We start from the raw sequence: 18025 nt of genomic DNA on the forward strand, positions 1-18025 counted from the left end.
TCAGGCGTCCTTGGCGATCATGTAACCGAGACCGCGCACGTTGCGGATCAGGTCCGCACCGAGCTTCTTGCGCAGGGCGTGAATGTAGACCTCGACGGTATTGCTGCCGATCTCCTCGCCCCAGCCGTACATTTTTTCTTCGAGCTGGCTCTTCGAGAGCACCGCACCGGGCCGCGCGATCAACGCTTCGAGCAGCGCGAATTCGCGCGCCGACAACGCGACCGGCGCACCGTCGAGCGTGACCTGATGCGACGCGGGATCGAGCGTCAGGTTACCGTGGCGAATCGTCGAATCGCTGCGGCCCGATTGGCGGCGGATCAGCGCGCGCATGCGGGCGCCGAGTTCGTCGAGATCGAAAGGTTTGACGAGGTAATCGTCGGCGCCGGCGTCGAGGCCTTTGACGCGATCGGCGACCGCATCGCGCGCGGTGAGGATCAGCACCGGCGTGGCGTGGCCTTTGGCGCGCAACGTGCGCAACACGTCGAGCCCATCGCGTTTAGGCAGGCCGAGATCGAGCAGCACCAGATCGTAAGGTTGGCCAGTCGCCGCGCTGAGCGCCGCTTCGCCGTCTTCCACCCAGTCGACCGCGAAGCCTTCGCCGCGTAGCGCCTTACGCACGCCTTCGGCGATCATCCGGTCGTCTTCGACTAGCAATATGCGCATGGTTGGGTCGGTCCTGAAACATTTGATGATGCCGCATTCTAGCGCCCGGCCCTGACGTGCGCGCCGCGCGACGCTTTTTCACCGCAGCCTCGCGGCATGTCTCTACAATGAGCGCTTTGCGTCGCGCGGCTCGATTCACCAGCATGCCCCGCTCCGTATGCGGGGTGCGTAAATCCGCCGCCGCATTTGCCTGACCGACCGATGCCGCCCTCGCGAACGCGCAACGAAACCACCGCCCGCACGCGTCGCGAGGTGCATCGACACACCCTGGATTGCCGCGTACCACGCGCCCCAAAATCTTGCTTCCTCGCCTGTCCATGACGCACGCTTTCCTGTCTTCTCTCGCACGCCGTGTGGCGCTGCGTCCGCTGTCTTCTTCTGCTGCAGACTCCCTGCCTCGCCGGTTCGCGCCGCGCACAGCGGCGTTGCTGCTTGCCTGCGCCGCGCTCGGCTGCGGCGCAGCACTGCCGCTCACCGCGCAGGCGCGCATCAAGGCCACGCATCCGAGCGTCAACGTCACCACGGTGTTGCCGCAAACGGTCATGACCGGCCTGCAGCGCGCGCACGTGCCCCTGTCGTCGATCAGCGTGGTCGTCGAAAAAGTCGGCGACCGCACGCCGATCGTCGCGCTGAATGCCGGCAAGCCGATGATGCCCGCCTCGACGATGAAGCTCGTCACCACCTACTCCGGCCTGTCGATCCTCGGCCCGGACTATCGCTGGCGCACGAGCGCCTATGCGGACGGCACGCTCGACGCCAACGGCGTGCTGCATGGCAATCTGTACATTCAGGGCACGGGCGATCCGAAACTTGTGCCCGAAGAACTGATCGACCTCGTGCAGAAGATCCACAAGTCGGGCATCAACGGCGTCGACGGCGCGCTGGTGCTCGACAAGCGCTACTTCGACACCTCCACGCGCGACCTGCCGCCGTTCGACGACGACGCCACCGCGCCGTACAACGTCGGCCCCGATCCGTTGCTGTACGCCTTCAAATCGCTGTCGTTCACGCTGACGCCTTCGCCGGATGGCAGCGTCGCAATCGACGTGCTGCCCGCGCTCTCGCAGTTGCAGATCGACAATCAGATGCACGCCGTCAATGGCCCGTGCCGCGGCGACGCCGCTTCCGTCTCGCCCACCGTGACGCCGCAGCCCAACGGCACGGTGGTGGCGTCGTTCGACGGCGACTACTCGGTGCGCTGCGGCCCACGCACGATCAACGTGGCGGTGCTCGATCACACCGCGTTCTTCGCGGGCGGCTTCCTCGCGCTGTGGCAGCAAACCGGCGGCACCTTCAGTGGCGCAACCCGCGAAGGCCCAGTGCCGGTGGGCGCGCGCCTCGTCGCCACGCACCAGGGGCCGGTGCTCTCCGACATCGTTCGCGACATCAACAAGTTCAGCAACAACACGATGGCGCGCAACCTGTTCCTGACGATCGGCGCGACGGAAGAAAAACCGCCCGCCACGCCCGCAAAATCGGCGCGCGCCATCGAGGCGTTTCTGCGCCGCGACAGCGTCGACATGCAATACCTGACGCTCGACAACGGCTCGGGTCTGTCGCGCGACGAACACGTTACCGCGCTCTCGCTCGCCGATCTGCTGCAGCGGGCCAATGCGAGCCCGGTCGCCCAGGTATTCGTGGAGTCGCTGCCGATTGCGGGCGTCGACGGCACGATGCGCAACCGCTTGACCAACCAGGGCGCGGGCGGCAACGCGCACATCAAGACCGGCACCCTGCGCGATGTGCGTGCGATCGCCGGCTATGTGGCCTCGGCGGATGGCAACAGCTACGTGGTGGTGAGCCTGATCAACGACCCGCATTCGGAGGCAGCGCGCGCCGCGCACGATGCCTTGCTCGAATGGGTCTATCAGGGACCGTCCCAAGGATTCACGAATGTCTCCGACCCCGTCGCCGAACCGCGCAGCAGCAAGCCCAGGAAAAACCCGCACAAGCGCGGCGCCCATTGAGGATTCCTTCTATAGAACCCGCGCGCCGCAACGCGCCCAAGCGTGTACGCTGTCGGGCAGTGTTTGAGGCGCGCGTACGCAACGCGTAGCGCACGAGTCGCGCACCCGTTACGGTCTGCGTGGCCCAATCAAACGAAAACGACAACGTCCGCTGCGGCAAGCGCAGCGGCCAGGGACCACGGAGGAAGACACAATGCAATTCGATGCCGAATTGCTGCTGCTCGCCATGGCGCCAGTCTTTCTCGCATGCATTGGCTGGGAGGCGTGGCACCTGCGGCGCACGCGCCCTGGCGCGCAGCTCTATAGCTGGCGCGACACGTTCTGCAACGCCGCGCTCGCGCTGATGCAGCAAGCCGCCGACAAGCTCGCCTGGCTTGCGATCATCCCCGTCTATGCATTTTTCTACGATCACTATCGCGTCACTACGTGGCAGGCGAACTGGGTATCGTTCGTCGTGCTGTTCGTCGCTCAAGATCTGCTCTATTACTGGTTTCACCGCTGCAGCCATCGCGTGCGCTGGCTGTGGGCCGCGCATGTCGTGCATCACTCGTCGGAGCGGATGAATTTTTCGACCGCGTTCCGCCAGAGCCTGATGTATCCGATTGCCGGCATGTGGCTGTTCTGGATTCCGCTCGCCGTGCTCGGCTTTCCGCCCAAGCAGATCGTGGCCATCGTGCTGATTAACCTCGGCTTCCAGTTCTTCGTGCACACCCAGGCGATCGGCAAACTCGGCTGGCTCGAATACGTGTTCAACACGCCGTCGATTCATCGCGTGCATCACGCGCGCAACGACCGCTATATCGACCGCAACTATGCCGGCGTGCTGGTGGTCTGGGATCGCCTGTTCGGCAGCTATGTAGAGGAAGATCCGCACGATGCGCCGGTGTACGGCATCGTCGAGCCGCTTCACACCTATAACCCGCTGAAGGCGACGTTTCATGAATGGGCGTCGATGGCCGCCGATTTCGTGAGCGTGCGAGGCTGGCGCAACAAGTTGCGCGCGCTGTTCGCGCCGCCCGCATGGGCCGCGGATTATCATGCGCGCCGCGCCGCCGGTGCGAGTGCCCGTGTCGCGGCATCCGGCGCCGATACGAGCATGGAAGACAACCATACGGCCGCGTTTCAAACGCCGCGCAGGCCGTAGAAGATTCTGTAAGCTGACGTCACGCCGCCGACGCGGTGGGCGCCGCCTGCAATACATGGCACATGGGCCACACATACGAGGAGATGTAGTCAACATGAAACAAACAGCATCGAAGCAACGCAATTTCGTCCGTGTCACGCAGATCGCTATTGCCAGTGCGGCCTTTGCGCTGCTCGCGGCTTGCGGCGGCGGTAGCGATAACAACAGTTCGAGCAGCAGCACGCCGGCGGGCGGCGTGAAATTGCAGGTCGTGTCGTTCGGCGACAGCTTGTCGGATGTCGGCACGTACGCGCCGGTGATTCAGTCGAGCTTCGGCGGCGGCCGCTTCACGACCAACCCGGGCGAAGTGTGGACTCAGAAGGTCGCGGAGTACTACGGCGGCACGTTGACCGCGGCGTATCTGGGCGGCTTCGGTCAACCGCTGGTCGCGGCGGGCGGGTATGGCTACGCGCAAGGTGGATCGGACGTCGTCAACGCCCAAGGCGAAGGTTGGGCACCGAACAGCATGGCGGCGACAACGGTGCCGGTCGTGCAGCAGGTGCAGAACTACCTGGGCGCGCATACGAGCTTCAATTCGAACCAGCTCGTGCTGGTGAACGGCGGCGCGAACGACATCTTCCAGTTCTCGACCGCCGCCAATCTGACGGCGCTCGGCACCGCGCTACAGACAGCCTTGGCGCACGGCGTGGTGCCGAACACGCAGGCGGGCCAGGTCGGGTTCATCGTCGGCTACCTGCAGCAACTGCCCACCCCTCAGGTCGCACAGGCCGCCGCCGCCCTCGCCGCGCAAGTCCAGACCATGGTCAATTCGGGTGCGACCCACGTGGTAGTGTCGACGGTGCCGGACATCGGCAATACGCCGCAAGGTGTCCAGGCCAACGCGGCCTCGCCGGGCGCGGCCGCACTGCTGACGGGGATTACCGCGGCGTATAACTACATACTGGTCGAACAACTGACCGCCCTCGGCCTGCTGGGTACGGGCAAGGTCATCGTGGCCGATGCGTTCACGTGGCTGGATCAGCAGTTGCCGAACTACCAGGCGCTGGGCTTCACGGTGTCCAACACCGGCACGGCGTGTAACCTGACGTCGATGGTGGCCAACGCAACCGCGTACGCCACCGCCAATCCGAGCGCAACGAACGGGCTGACCCCGGCCCAGTACGGTGCCCAGTTCGGCTCGTCGCTGTTCTGCTCACCGCAGACCTACACGGTGGCTGGCGCTGACCAGACCTACATGTTCGCGGACCTGGTCCATCCGAGCACGCACACGCACGCCTTGTTCGCGCAGTACGTTCAGCAGCAGATCGCCGCCACCGGGTTGGGGAAATAAGTTGAGGGTTGCCGCGTAGCGGCAGCAGGATGCGAATTCTGCGAACGCCTGGCTTGCTGGTCAAGCTGGGCGTTTTTTTATTGCCTGCGCGGCGCTTCTGATTAATCGCGGGCGGCGTTAGCGTGTCGTGATTTTTTTGCCTACGCGGCGCTCGATATCTATTTGCCTGCTGCGCGCGACCTTAGCGCCACACAGGCAAAAAAATCAAACTTCAACCTTGTGCTTCAAAAGCCGCCGCGGCCCTGCCCAGCCGATCGTTCACAGCGATCCACTCAATCGTGTCCGGCAACTTCTCGATGAGAATCCGACTCACATCCGCGCGGTCGAGCGCCCTTAACAGGCCATACAACTCGCGCGCATAAACGTGCGGATCTTCAGGCGCGGCGATGAAATGCACGCCCTCGGCATGAGCCCACTCCCCTGCGCGGGAAGCCCGCGCCACCAAGGCAACGCGCTCATCGCCCTGGCGCGCCGCAAGCACAGTCTGCAACGCATCAAAAGGCAGCAAAGCCAGAGGCGTACGCGGCGCATAGTGCGCCTTCAACGTCCCCGAAGCTCGCGGAGCCGTCGCATCCGAACCGTCGGCCAGGCGTGGCGCCTCGCCGAGCACATCGGCGATATCTTGTGGCGTCACCCGCCCCGGCCTCAACAGCGCCGGAAATCCGCGTGACAAATCCAGAATCGTCGATTCGATCCCGACGTCCGACGCGCCCCCGTCCAGCACATGAATCGCACCACCGAACTCATCGCGCACGTGTTGCGCCGTGGTCGGGCTCACATGACCAAAACGATTCGCCGACGGCGCAGCAACACCACCATGCCCGCCGCGCAACGCGCTGAATGCTTCCAGCAAAGCCTGGGCAACTGGATGCGATGGGCAGCGCAACCCCACCGAATCCTGCCCACCGCTCACCGCCGCATCGATTCGCGCCGCGCGCTTCAGGATCAACGTGAGCGGCCCCGGCCAGAACGCATCGATCAAGCGCTGCGCCTCGGCGGGCAAATGCTCGACCCAGTAGTTCGGATCGCCCTGCGGCGCGAGATGCACGATCACCGGATGATTCGCCGGCCTGCCCTTCGCCGCATAAATACGCGCGACCGCGTCCGGACTTTCGGCGTCGCCGCCGAGTCCGTAGACAGTCTCCGTCGGGAACGCGACGAGACCGCCCGCGTCGAGCAGCGCGGCAGCGTGCTCGATCTGCTCGGCGCTCACAGGCAAGGCGCTCGCGGCGCCCCCTTCGGCAGGTTTGCTTTGATCCGGCATGGCGCTCGCGTCAGCTCGTGATGATATGCAGGAGCCGCGCGCAATCGCGCGCCGCCGTGCGGGCTTCTTCGAGCGTCGCGGCCGTGAAGTTCACGTGACCCATCTTGCGGCCGCAACGTGCTTCTTCCTTGCCGTACAGATGCAAACGCGCCGCCGGCATCGCGGCGACTTCATGCCACGGCGGCGTGACCGCCGCGCCCTTCGGGCCGCCCGGGAACCAGACGTCGCCGAGGATGTTCAGCATCACCGCCGGCGAATGCTGGCGCGTGTCGCCGAGCGGCATGCCGGTCATCGCGCGCACCTGCTGTTCGAACTGGCTGGTCGCGCAGGCGTCGACGGTGTAATGGCCGGAGTTGTGCGGACGCGGCGCCATTTCGTTGGCGACGAGCGAACCGTCTTCGAGAATGAAGAACTCCACGCACAGCACGCCGACATAGCCGAGCTTGTCCGCGATTTGCAGCGCGGCCTGCTGCGCTTGCTGGACCAGCGTCGGGCTTGCATCCGGCGCGGGGACGATGGTGTGCGACAACACGCCGTCGCGATGCGTGTTCTGCGCCAGCGGATACACCACCGACGCGCCGCTCGCCGCGCGCGCGATCAGCGCAGACACTTCGAACTTCAACGGCAAGCGCTTTTCCAGCACGCACGGCACGCCCGCCAGCGACGCATGCGCCTCACGCACTTCCTCGGCGTTGCGTACGCGGATCTGGCCTTTGCCGTCGTAGCCCATGCGTGCAGTCTTGAGAATGCCGGGCAGCACGGCGTCGAGCTTCGCGTCGTCGAGCGCGGCCAGCGCGTCCGACGACTCGATCACAACGTGCGGCGCCACCGTCACGCCCGAGGACGCGATAAAGCGCTTCTCGGCGATCCGGTCCTGCGCCACGGCGACGCAACGGCCGGCCGGGCTTACGAAGGTGGTCTTCGCAAGAAAATCGAGGCTCGCGGCCGGCACGTTCTCGAATTCGGTCGATACCGCCGCGCACAGCCGCGCGAGTTCGGTGAGCGACGCTTCGTCGTCGTAAGCCGCACGGATATGGCGGTCGGCAACCGCGCCCGCAGGACTGGTTTCGTCCGGATCGAGCACGGCGACGCGATAGCCCATCGCCTGAGCGGCAAAGCAGAACATGCGGCCGAGCTGGCCGCCACCGACCATGCCAAGCCATGCGCCAGGCAGAATCGGTGAAACCGGTGTGTTGTCAGGGTTCATCTTAGTGGTCGGTCACGGCCGGGTGCGCATGCAAAACGTGCAATAGCAGCACCCGGCCGGGGGTCAGACATTGAGGGACGTCTAAAAGCAATCAGCCTTGGCGCTTACAGCGCCGGCAGCACCATTGCGTGGGCCGCTTCGTTCTGGCGCACGCGAAACGCAGCCAGTTTCTCCGCATATTCGGCGCTCGTGCCGCTCAGAATCGACACCGCGAACAGCGCCGCATTCGCCGCGCCCGCTTCGCCGATTGCAAACGTGGCGACCGGCACGCCCTTGGGCATCTGCACGATGGAGTGCAACGAATCGACGCCCTTCAGATACTTGCTCGCCACCGGCACGCCGAGCACCGGCACCGTGGTCTTGGCCGCCAACATGCCCGGCAGATGCGCCGCGCCGCCCGCACCCGCGATGATCGCGCGAATGCCGCGCTCGCGCGCGCTCTCGGCGTACGCAAACATCTCGTCGGGCATCCGGTGCGCGGACACGACCTTGGCTTCATACGGCACGCCGAATTCTTGCAGAATCGCGACGGCGTTCTTCATCACTTCCCAGTCGGAACTGGAACCCATCAGCACGCCAACAACGGGCGCGCCATGCGTATGGGCAGTCTGGACTTCACTCATCTTACGGCTTCCTTGTTTCTTGAGAGCGCCCCCAGACCTGTCGCTTCGCGCCAGATCCCAGAGTGGGTGATCCCCCGGGGGACTTCCTCCGGGGCGAAAAACTCGGGGCGGCCCTCCGTTTTCTCACGCGGTGCGGATCTAACAGACGCGCGTAATCAAGCGAGCTTGTGTCCGGTCAGGCGTTCGAGCGCTTCCTGGTACTTCTCGCCCGTCTTCGTGACCACGTCGTCCGGCAGCTTCGGTGCGGGCGGCTCTTTCTTCCACGGCTGGGTTTCCAGCCAGTCGCGCACGAACTGCTTGTCGAACGACGGCGGGTTGGTGCCGACCTGATACTGGTCAGCCGGCCAGAAGCGCGACGAATCGGCAGTCAGCGCCTCGTCCATCAGATATAGCTGGCCGTGGTTGTCCAGACCGAATTCGAACTTCGTATCCGCGATGATGATGCCGCGCGTCGCAGCATAGTCAGCGGCTCCCTTGTACAGCTTGATCGAGATGTCGCGGATCGTGGCCGACAGTTCGGTGCCGATGCGACGTTCCATCTCGTTGTAAGTGATGTTTTCGTCGTGATGGCCCATTTCGGCCTTGGCTGCCGGCGTGAAAATCGGCTCGGGCAGCTTCTGTGCGTTTTGCAGGCCCGGCGGCAGTTCCACGCCGCAGACGGAACCCGTTGCCTGGTAGTCTTTCCAGCCGCTGCCGGCCAGATAGCCGCGCACCACCGCTTCGACGAGAATCGGCTCGAGGCGCTTCACCACCACAGCACGGCCCTTCACCTGCACGACTTCGTCAGCCGCCACCACGGATTCGGGCGCCACGCCCGTCAGGTGATTCGGCACCACATGCTTCAGTTTCTCGAACCAGAAGTTCGCCATTTCATTGAGCACGCGGCCCTTGTTCGGAATCGGCTCGCCCATGATGACGTCGAACGCCGACAGACGGTCGGTCGTGACGATCAGCAACTGGTCGTTGCCCACCGCATAGTTGTCGCGGACTTTACCGCGGCCGAGCAGCGGCAGCGAGTGGAGCGTGGATTCGTAAAGGGTAGACATCGTCGTGGTTCGCTAAAAGTGGGGCAAAAAGTGTGACCGGAACAAAAGGGAAACGCCGTTCCCCGGATGATGCGGGAACGGCGATCTAACGACAACCTGGCCAATCGGCCAAGCCTAGAGCTTAGTTATAGCTTAGCGGACGACCTGTGCGAGCTCGCCCGACTTGTACTTCTCCGCGATTTTATCAAGCGAAACCGGCTTGATCTTGCCGGCCTGGCCTTCGCAGCCGAATTGCGTGAAGCGCTCGAGGCAGATCTTCATCGCGGCTTCGCGCGCCGGCTTCAGGTAATCGCGCGGATCGAACTTGCCCGGATTGGTCGCCATGTAGCGGCGGATCGCACCGGTGATCGCCAGCCGCAGGTCGGTGTCGATGTTGACCTTGCGCACGCCGTTCTTGATGCCTTCCTGAATTTCTTCGACCGGCACACCATAGGTTTCCTTCATGTCGCCGCCGAATTCGCGGATTTCCGCGAGCAGTTCCTGCGGCACCGACGACGAACCGTGCATCACCAGGTGCGTGTTCGGAATGCGCTGGTGAATTTCCTTGATGCGCTGGATCGACAGAATGTCGCCCGTGGGCTTCTTGCTGAACTTGTACGCGCCGTGCGACGTACCGATCGCGATCGCCAGCGCGTCGCATTGCGTCAGCTTGACGAAGTCGGCAGCCTGCTCCGGATCGGTCAGCAACTGCTCGCGGGTCATCGTGCCTTCCGCGCCGTGGCCGTCTTCCTTGTCGCCCTTCATGGTTTCCAGCGAACCGAGCACGCCCAGCTCCGCTTCCACCGTAATGCCGATCGAGTGCGCCGCTTCAACGACCTTGCGCGAGACTTCGACGTTGTACTCGTACGATGCGACCGTCTTGCCGTCGGCTTCGAGCGAACCGTCCATCATCACGCTGGTGAAACCGCTGCGGATTGCTGCCATACAGACCGCCGGCGACTGGCCGTGGTCCTGGTGCATCACCACCGGAATGTGCGGGTACGACTCGACCGCTGCTTCGATCAGGTGGCGCAGGAACGGCTCGCCCGCGTACTTACGCGCGCCGGCCGACGCCTGCATGATGACCGGGGCATTGACCTTGTCGGCCGCCGCCATGATCGCCTGCACCTGCTCCAGGTTGTTCACGTTGAATGCCGGGATGCCGTAACCGTTTTCGGCGGCATGGTCCAGCAGTTGACGCATTGATACGAGAGGCATGCTGTAACTCCTTAGATTGAAACGAATTCTGTGCCGTCGGCATCTTTTTTGGCGATTTTATCGCGAAGCAAGCTGCATACCCTTTCGCACATTCCCTAAAGCACGTTTTCCTTCACGCGCGATTGGAGTCTGTGCGCCGCCTCTCGCGGGGCATGACAGCCTGCCTGGCTCTTTCAAGCCTGTACCTGTGTCTGATCCCACACAGAGCGTGCCGATCGAGCAGTCCGCAGCTACTAAATCAATACGGCTCGCCGACGCGCACGATCTTCAGCGTATTCGTGCCGCCTGCCTGGCCCATCGGCTCGCCGACGGTCAGCACCACCATGTCGCCGCGCGACGCATAGCCCTTGCTGACCACGGTTTCCAGCGCCTGCTGCAACGCAGTGTCGCGATCGGTGCTGGTGTCCAGATGCAACGACGTGACATTGCGGTAGATCGCCATCGCCCGTTCGCTGCCGACGCGCGGCGTGAGCGCGAAAATCGGCACGTGGCTCCAGTGACGCGACATCCACAGCGCGGTCGAACCCGATTCGGTCAACGCAACGATCGCCTTCGCGCCAAGGTGATAGGCCGTAAACAGCGCGCCCATGGCGATGGACTGGTCGATTCGCGTGAACGTGCGGTCGAGGAAATCCTTGTCCAGCTCCGACTGTTCCGACTTCTCGGCTTCCAGGCAGATCGCCGCCATCGTCTCAATGGTCTGCACCGGGTACTTGCCCGCCGCGGACTCGGCCGACAGCATCACCGCGTCCGTACCGTCGAGCACCGCGTTGGCGACGTCCGACACTTCGGCGCGGGTCGGCACCGGTGCGTAGATCATCGACTCCATCATCTGGGTCGCGGTGATCACGAACTTGTTCGATTCACGCGCCATACGAATCATGCGCTTTTGCAGCGCGGGAACTGCGGCATTCCCCACTTCCACGGCCAAATCGCCGCGCGCCACCATGATGCCGTCCGATGCGTCGAGGATGCCTTGCAGCGCCGGAATCGCTTCCGCCCGCTCGATCTTCGCGATCATCTTCGGCTTGATGCCGTAGGGCGCACCCGCGATGTTCGCGAGCTGGCGGGCCATTTCCATGTCGGTGGCGTTCTTGGGGAACGATACCGCGACGAAATCCACGCCGAGCGACATCGCCGTGCGAATGTCTTCCATGTCTTTCGCGGTCAGCGCCGGCGCCGACAGGCCGCCGCCCTGGCGGTTGATACCCTTGTTGTTCGACAGCTCGCCGCCGATTTTCACGGTGGTGTGGATTTCGCTGCCGATCACACGTACGACGTCCAGCACGATCAGGCCGTCGTTGAGCAACAGTACGTCGCCCGGTTTCAGGTCCCGCGGCAGGTCTTTGTAGTCGAGACCGGCGCGTTGTTCATTGCCGAGTTCGCATTCAGCGTCGAGCACGAACGACTCGCCGGCGACCAGCATGATCTTGCCGTTTTCAAATTTACCGACCCGAATCTTCGGGCCTTGCAAGTCAGCCATGATGGCAACTTCACGGCCGGCCTGGCGGGCCGCCTCTCGCACGAATTCGGCGCGCTGGCGGTGGTCGTCGGCGGTGCCGTGCGAGAAATTGAGCCGCACCACATCCAACCCTGCCTGAATCATTTGCAGCAGGATTTCCGGCGTACTGGAAGCCGGTCCGATGGTAGCGACAATCTTGGTGGCGCGATGCATGAGTCTCCTCGTCTGGATAGGATCGCTGGAATGAGCGCTGCGAGTCGGATGCGGAGGCTGCGCACCGAAGGATGCTGCCGGGGGCTGCGCGCCGGTTGAAACCAGCGTCGCTTTATGGGGTGAAGCGGTGTTCGACACCAGCACGGGGGGTGCCGGTGGGGGTGCGAGCGCGACCTCTTCGTCCGGGAGTTCTGCCGGCGAGTGGGCGGCTTGTCCAGCATCTGTGCTGGACAATTCCGCTGCCTCGCTGGCAGTGGTCAACTCCGCGAGCGCGAGGAGCGACTCGGATTCTTCCTGCTGAGCAATAACAGATTCAACCGATTCGGCCGCGGCCGTCGTGGCGGTGGAGCGCGCTTCGCGCTCCCCTGCCGTTGCTGCTGCGGTGTTGCGCGGCGACTTGCTGCCGCGCGCTTTTGCAGACTTTGCCGTTGGGGAGCGCGTCGCCACGTTAAGCCCGCGATTCCAGAACTTCGACGGCGGGCAGTTTCTTGCCTTCGAGGAACTCGAGGAAGGCGCCGCCGCCCGTCGAGATGTAGCTAACCTTGTCGTGGATGCCGTACTTGGCAATCGCCGCGAGCGTATCGCCGCCGCCTGCAATCGAGAACGCCGACGAATTGGCGATCGCATCAGCAAGCGTCTTGGTACCGTTGCCGAACTGATCGAATTCGAACACGCCGACCGGGCCGTTCCACACGATCGTGCCGGCTTTTTCCAGTTGTGCGGCGAGCAGCCTGGCGGTTTCCGGTCCGATGTCGAGGATCAGATCGTCGTCTTGAACATCAGCGACAGCCTTGACTTCAGCCTTGGCGGTTGGCGAAAACTCTTTCGCCGTGACCACGTCGGTCGGGATCGGCACCGAGGCGCCGCGTGCCTTGGCGGCGTCGATAATGGCTTTGGCTTCGTTCACCAGATCGGCTTCAGCGAGCGACTTGCCGATCTTCAGACCGGCGGCCAGCATGAACGTATTGGCGATGCCGCCGCCGACGATCAGCTGATCGACCTTGTCGGCGAGCGACTTCAGGATGGTCAGCTTGGTGGACACCTTCGAGCCGGCGACGATCGCCACCAGCGGACGCTTGGGCGCGCCCAGCGCCTTGCCGAGCGCCTCGAGCTCAGCGGCCAGCAGCGGGCCGGCACAGGCGATCGGCGCGTATTTGGCGATGCCGTGCGTGGTGGCCTCAGCGCGGTGCGCGGTGCCGAATGCGTCGTTCACGTAGATGTCGCAGAGCTTCGCCATTTTCTGCGCAAGCTCGTCGGAATCCTTCTTTTCGCCCTTGTTGACGCGGCAGTTTTCCAGCAGCACGACCTGGCCCGGCGCAACGTTCACACCGTTTTCGACCCAGTTGGCGACCAGCGGCACGTCACGGCCGAGCAGCTCGGCCAGACGCTTCGCGACCGGCGCAAGCGAGTCTTCCGGCTTGAATTGGCCTTCGGTGGGGCGGCCCAGGTGCGACGTGACCATCACGGCGGCGCTCGCGTCCAGCGCGGCCTTGATCGCCGGCACGGAGGCGCGGATACGGGTGTCTTCGGTGATGTTGCCTTGATCGTCCTGCGGCACGTTCAGATCGGCGCGGATGAACACGCGTTTGCCGGATAGTTTGCCTTCGGCGATCAGATCGGAGAGACGCAATACCTTGTTCATGGGCGTGTATGTGCGAGTTGATGGGAAGGCGGTGGCGGACGACACGCTGGGCGCGAAGCGCGGCAAACTCCAGCGCTTCGGCACGGCAGCGGCTCCACTGAATCGGGCGCCGGCGGCATGGCCGCGGCTGTCGCGCCATGCACCGGCGCGCTTATCCCGGAAACGACCATTTTAACTGATCCACACTGCCTTCTGACCCGCAACCAGGCGAATGTCCCGTATTTGAAGAATGCACGGCGCATGCCGCAATGCAACATTTTCAACTCGATCAACTACATGAAGAGGCGCAAGAGCGTGAACACGACCATTCCCACCACAATCGTGCCGAGCATGGTGCGCCGCCACAAAAACCACGCAAGACCGGACAGCGTCGCGTAAAACTCGTGGTTCGACGGCGCGAACGAGAGCCCGTCCGGCGTCGCCAGCACGTCAGGCAGCACGACGGCGGCAAGCGCTGCGGCCGGCGCATAGCGCAGCATCCGCTGAACGCGTGCCGGCAAAACCGTGCGCTCGCCGCCGATTAGAAACATGGCGCGTGTCACTGCGGTGACGAAAGTCATGCCGATAATGGCCAGCCAGATCTGCGTGGATGTCATGGAGAATCTCCGGCGCTGTTACGGATGCGCCGCAAGTCGGCGCGCTCGACCATCAGGTCGGCTGCACTGCCCGCGACAATCGCCGCAATCACCGCCAGCGGCAGCGCGAGCCGGTACGGCAGGTCGAAAGCGAGCAGCGACACCAGGCCGGCGATGCTGACTGCAACCAGCGTGGAACGCGTGGCGATTGCCGACACCATGATAGGCAGCAGCACCAGCGTGCCCGCCAGCGCGAGGCCCCAGTTGTCCGGAATCAGGCTCGCGAGCAGGATGCCGACGATCGACGACACCTGCCACGACAGCCAGCTGCACATCGCCATGCCCCAGAAGTACGCCTCTTTGCCCGGCACGTAACCGGTCTGGAAGCTTTTCTTCTGGAACAGCAGATAGATCACGTCGCCGTTGAAGTAGCCCAGCACGATACGCCGCCACATCGGCAGATAGGAAAAATGCGGCGCGAGACCGGCGCTGAAGATCACAAAACGCGTATTGACCATCGCGGCGGTGAGCAGCACGGTCCAGATCGGCAGCTTGGCGGCCAGCAGCGGCAGCACGGCCAATTGCGACGAACCGGCGTAGCACAGCAGCGACATGGTGAGCGCCTGCGGCAGTGTGAGCACGGATTTGCTCATCGCGATGCCGGTGACGAGGCCCCAGGAGAAAATCGCCATCAGCGTGGGCGAATAGTCGCGCGCGCCCTCACGAAAAGCACGGCGATCGGTATCTGACAGGCGAGCGAGCATGAGGCGAAACGCGGGCGCCAGGCGGCGCCGCAGCGAAGGGAAGTCGGCGCCAGGTCGTCAAGCACCCGCTGGCGCATCCGGATTTGAATTATGCGTGCGCCGAATTATAGCGCCCGGCATGTGGCCAAATGCCCGTTCCTTGTGCAAAAGACGCTAAAATAACGGTCCCCACCCCACACCGCACCCGCTGGAGAATCGTATGTCAATGGCCGACCGCGACGGCAAGATCTGGATGGATGGCAAGCTCATCGACTGGCGCGACGCCAAGATCCACGTGCTTACCCACACGCTGCATTACGGCATGGGCGTTTTCGAAGGCGTACGCGCCTACAAGACGGCGGACGGCGGCACGGCGATTTTCCGCCTCCAGGAACACACCAAGCGCCTCTTGAACTCGGCCAAGATCTTCCAGATGGACGTGCCGTTCGACCACGAAACGCTGGCCGCTGCGCAGTGCGAAGTGGTCCGTGAAAACAAGCTGGAATCCTGCTACCTGCGCCCGATCATCTGGGTCGGCTCGGAAAAACTCGGCGTGTCGGCCAAAGGCAACACGATCCACGTGGCGATCGCCGCCTGGCCGTGGGGCGCTTACCTCGGTGAAGACGGCATTGCCAAGGGCATCCGCGTGAAGACCTCGTCGTTTACGCGCCATCACGTGAACGTGTCGATGGTCCGCGCCAAGGCGTCGGGCTGGTACGTGAACTCGATCCTCGCCAACCAGGAAGCGATTGCCGACGGTTACGACGAGGCGCTGCTGCTGGACGTGGACGGCTATGTGTCGGAAGGCTCCGGCGAGAACTTCTTCCTCGTGAACAACGGCAAGCTGTACACGCCGGATCTGGCGTCGTGCCTCGACGGCATTACGCGCGACACGGTCATCACGCTGGCGCGCGACGCGGGCATCGAGGTAATCGAAAAGCGCATCACGCGCGACGAAGTCTATACATGCGACGAAGCGTTCTTCACCGGCACCGCCGCGGAAGTCACGCCGATCCGCGAACTCGACAACCGCACGATCGGCTCGGGCGCACGCGGCCCGATCACCGAGAAGCTGCAATCGGGCTTCTTCGATATCGTGAACGGCAAGAGCGAGAAGTACGCGCACTGGCTCACCAAGATTTAACGCGCGCTGCGCCGGCCTTGGGCCCTCGGCCTTTTGACGGCGCAACGCACGCACCCTGTATTCAACGAGAAAGTCCTCATGAGCGAAATCAAGGAAATGCCGCTGGTCGAACTGTCGGCAAAAGACCTGCCGGCGTATTGCCCGAATCCAGCCATGCCGCGCTGGAGCACGCACCCGCGCGTCTTTATCGACGTGACGCACGGCGAGGCCAAGTGCCCGTATTGCAGCACGCGCTACAAGCTGCGTGACGGCGAAGTGGTCAAGGGTCACTAATCTTGCGCACTGAGCGCTGATCGCTTGCGGCGCTCTTTGCCGGCGCGCCCGCTGCCTGGGTCGTCATATGACGGGGCGGCTGTGTTTTTGCAGCAGGCGGCGGCAGGGCAAGCGCTTCGCAATCAAGCCGCAGCCGCGGCGGGGCCGGCCATACCGATTCCGCGCCGCAAGGCTCGCGGCTTTTTCCCTTTTACACAATCGAACGCCACGCGCATGGCGCGCGCGGCGCTTCATTTCGACACCGGACACTCACTCTGATGCGTCGCGCGTTGGTTATCGCACCGAATTGGATCGGTGACGCATTGATGGCGCAGCCGCTGTTTGCGCGCCTCGTGAAATTGCATCCGCGCATCGTGATCGACGCGGTCGCGCCCTCGTGGGTCGCGCCTGTACTCGAACGCATGCCCGAAATTCGCGACGTCTACGCAACGGACCTCGCACACGGCAAGCTGCAGATGCTGCGCCGTTGGCAACTGGCGAGCGACTTGCGCGATGTCGGCTACGACGCGGCCTATGTCCTGCCGAATTCGCTCAAGTCGGCGCTGATTCCGTGGATGGCAGGCATTCCGCTGCGCATCGGCTACACCGGCGAAAGCCGCTACGGCTTGCTGAACGTGCGCCACGCGAATCCGCGCAAGGACGAGCGCCCGCCGATGGTCGGCCACTACGCCGCCCTCGCCTACGCGCAAGGCGCCAAGGTCCCCGACGACCTGCCGATGCCGCGGCTCGACGCGGACCTGAACGAAGCGTCGCGGGTATCGGCGCGCTTCAATCTGGATACGCGCGTGCCACTGCTGGTGTTCTGCCCGGGCGCCGAGTACGGTCCGGCCAAGCGCTGGCCGCCGGAGCATTTCGCCGCGCTCGCGCAGATGGTTGGCCAGTCGTTCCCGTACACGCAGATCATCGCGCTCGGCTCGCCAAAAGATGCACCGCTTGCCCAGGCCATCGCCGAGAAAGCGCCGAACGTGCGTAACCTGTGCGGCCAGACCGCGCTGGGCGAGGCTTGCGCGCTGATCTCGCGGGCCAACGCAGTCGTCACCAACGATTCCGGGCTGATGCACGTGGCCGCCGCCCTGCGCCGGCCGCTGGTGGCCGTGTACGGTTCGACCGATCCGCGCCACACGCCGCCCTTGTCCGAGCTTGCGAAGGTACAATGGCTTCATCTCGAATGCAGCCCCTGTTTTCAGCGCGAGTGTCCGCTCGGGCATCTGAACTGCCTGAAGCAGTTGAGCGCCGAGCAGGTATTCGGCGATTTGCGCGGCATGTTGTTGGCGCAAAGGTAAGCTGGGCGGAAGGCGCGGGCGCCGCGGCGCAGTGGGCGCCTTCCGGTTCAATCTGTACGGAGCATTCTGGAGTCTTCGTAATCGCACCACAACCCGGCCGACGCAACTAGCGGCGGCGCTCCGCACGCCTGCTCGAACCCCTACACATGCAACGATTGGCCTAACCCGCTGCTATCTGACGCACTTCCAGTATCGCATTCGCGTATAGCATAGCTACGAATACACGATACAGTTTCGACTTGAAATATA

The 18025-nt window shown here is 63.8% G+C and carries 16 protein-coding genes; 6 read left to right on the plus strand and 10 right to left on the minus strand.

Annotated elements, in window-relative coordinates; all coding sequences use genetic code 11:
* A complete protein-coding gene (locus HHL24_RS09145; RefSeq protein WP_169485196.1) occupies positions 1-663 on the minus strand; it encodes a response regulator in 663 nt (220 codons plus the stop codon).
* 317 nt (positions 664-980) lie between these two features.
* On the opposite strand from HHL24_RS09145, the gene dacB reads away from it, so the two are divergent.
* The 3 genes from dacB (at position 981) to HHL24_RS09160 (ending at position 5104) form a co-directional block, all read left to right on the plus strand.
* Positions 981-2630, plus strand: a complete 1650-nt coding sequence (dacB, locus tag HHL24_RS09150; protein WP_206002774.1) for a D-alanyl-D-alanine carboxypeptidase/D-alanyl-D-alanine endopeptidase — start codon at positions 981-983, stop codon at positions 2628-2630.
* 193 nt (positions 2631-2823) lie between these two features.
* Positions 2824-3774: a sterol desaturase family protein gene (locus HHL24_RS09155; RefSeq protein ID WP_169485197.1), complete on the plus strand. Its 951-nt coding sequence runs from the start codon at positions 2824-2826 to the stop codon at positions 3772-3774.
* A 94-nt stretch (positions 3775-3868) separates the two neighbouring features.
* On the plus strand, positions 3869-5104 hold the full coding sequence (locus HHL24_RS09160; protein ID WP_169485198.1) for an SGNH/GDSL hydrolase family protein: 1236 nt from the start codon (positions 3869-3871) through the stop codon (positions 5102-5104).
* Positions 5105-5315: 211 nt separating this feature from the next.
* Here HHL24_RS09160 and HHL24_RS09165 read toward each other — a convergent pair whose 3' ends face one another.
* The 9 genes from HHL24_RS09165 to HHL24_RS09205 all read right to left on the minus strand — a co-directional run bounded on the left by HHL24_RS09165 (position 5316) and on the right by HHL24_RS09205 (position 15097).
* On the minus strand, positions 5316-6368 hold the full coding sequence (locus HHL24_RS09165; protein WP_169485199.1) for an L-threonylcarbamoyladenylate synthase: 1053 nt from the start codon (positions 6366-6368) through the stop codon (positions 5316-5318).
* A 10-nt stretch (positions 6369-6378) separates the two neighbouring features.
* On the minus strand, positions 6379-7575 hold the full coding sequence (locus HHL24_RS09170) for a 5-(carboxyamino)imidazole ribonucleotide synthase (RefSeq protein WP_169485200.1): 1197 nt from the start codon (positions 7573-7575) through the stop codon (positions 6379-6381).
* 104 nt (positions 7576-7679) lie between these two features.
* A complete protein-coding gene (gene purE / locus HHL24_RS09175; protein ID WP_120289708.1) occupies positions 7680-8198 on the minus strand; it encodes a 5-(carboxyamino)imidazole ribonucleotide mutase in 519 nt (172 codons plus the stop codon).
* A 155-nt stretch (positions 8199-8353) separates the two neighbouring features.
* On the minus strand, positions 8354-9244 hold the full coding sequence (locus tag HHL24_RS09180; RefSeq protein ID WP_169485201.1) for a phosphoribosylaminoimidazolesuccinocarboxamide synthase: 891 nt from the start codon (positions 9242-9244) through the stop codon (positions 8354-8356).
* A gap of 132 nt (positions 9245-9376) precedes the next feature.
* Positions 9377-10441, minus strand: coding sequence for a class II fructose-bisphosphate aldolase (gene fba / locus HHL24_RS09185; RefSeq protein ID WP_063497240.1), 1065 nt, complete (start codon positions 10439-10441; stop codon positions 9377-9379).
* Between the two features lie 238 nt (positions 10442-10679).
* Positions 10680-12116, minus strand: a complete 1437-nt coding sequence (gene pyk, locus HHL24_RS09190; protein ID WP_169485202.1) for a pyruvate kinase — start codon at positions 12114-12116, stop codon at positions 10680-10682.
* 448 nt (positions 12117-12564) lie between these two features.
* Entirely contained in the window at positions 12565-13758 is a 1194-nt protein-coding gene (locus HHL24_RS09195) for a phosphoglycerate kinase (RefSeq protein WP_169485203.1), read from the minus strand.
* A 272-nt stretch (positions 13759-14030) separates the two neighbouring features.
* On the minus strand, positions 14031-14354 hold the full coding sequence (locus HHL24_RS09200; RefSeq protein ID WP_169485204.1) for an AzlD domain-containing protein: 324 nt from the start codon (positions 14352-14354) through the stop codon (positions 14031-14033).
* Positions 14351-15097: an AzlC family ABC transporter permease gene (locus HHL24_RS09205; protein WP_169485205.1), complete on the minus strand. Its 747-nt coding sequence runs from the start codon at positions 15095-15097 to the stop codon at positions 14351-14353. The genes HHL24_RS09200 and HHL24_RS09205 overlap by 4 nt, the downstream gene beginning before the upstream one ends.
* A gap of 199 nt (positions 15098-15296) precedes the next feature.
* Between HHL24_RS09205 and HHL24_RS09210 the strand changes: the two genes are divergently transcribed.
* From HHL24_RS09210 to waaF, 3 genes are all read left to right on the plus strand, one after another.
* Positions 15297-16220: a branched-chain amino acid transaminase gene (locus tag HHL24_RS09210; protein ID WP_169485206.1), complete on the plus strand. Its 924-nt coding sequence runs from the start codon at positions 15297-15299 to the stop codon at positions 16218-16220.
* A 78-nt stretch (positions 16221-16298) separates the two neighbouring features.
* A complete protein-coding gene (locus HHL24_RS09215) occupies positions 16299-16493 on the plus strand; it encodes a zinc-finger domain-containing protein (protein ID WP_169485207.1) in 195 nt (64 codons plus the stop codon).
* Positions 16494-16750: 257 nt separating this feature from the next.
* Complete coding sequence (gene waaF, locus HHL24_RS09220) at positions 16751-17776, plus strand: lipopolysaccharide heptosyltransferase II (RefSeq protein ID WP_169485208.1); 1026 nt, start codon at positions 16751-16753, stop codon at positions 17774-17776.
* Positions 17777-18025 lie beyond the last annotated feature (249 nt).

It is taken from the genome of Paraburkholderia polaris (assembly GCF_012927345.1).
Taxonomy (GTDB): domain Bacteria; phylum Pseudomonadota; class Gammaproteobacteria; order Burkholderiales; family Burkholderiaceae; genus Paraburkholderia; species Paraburkholderia polaris.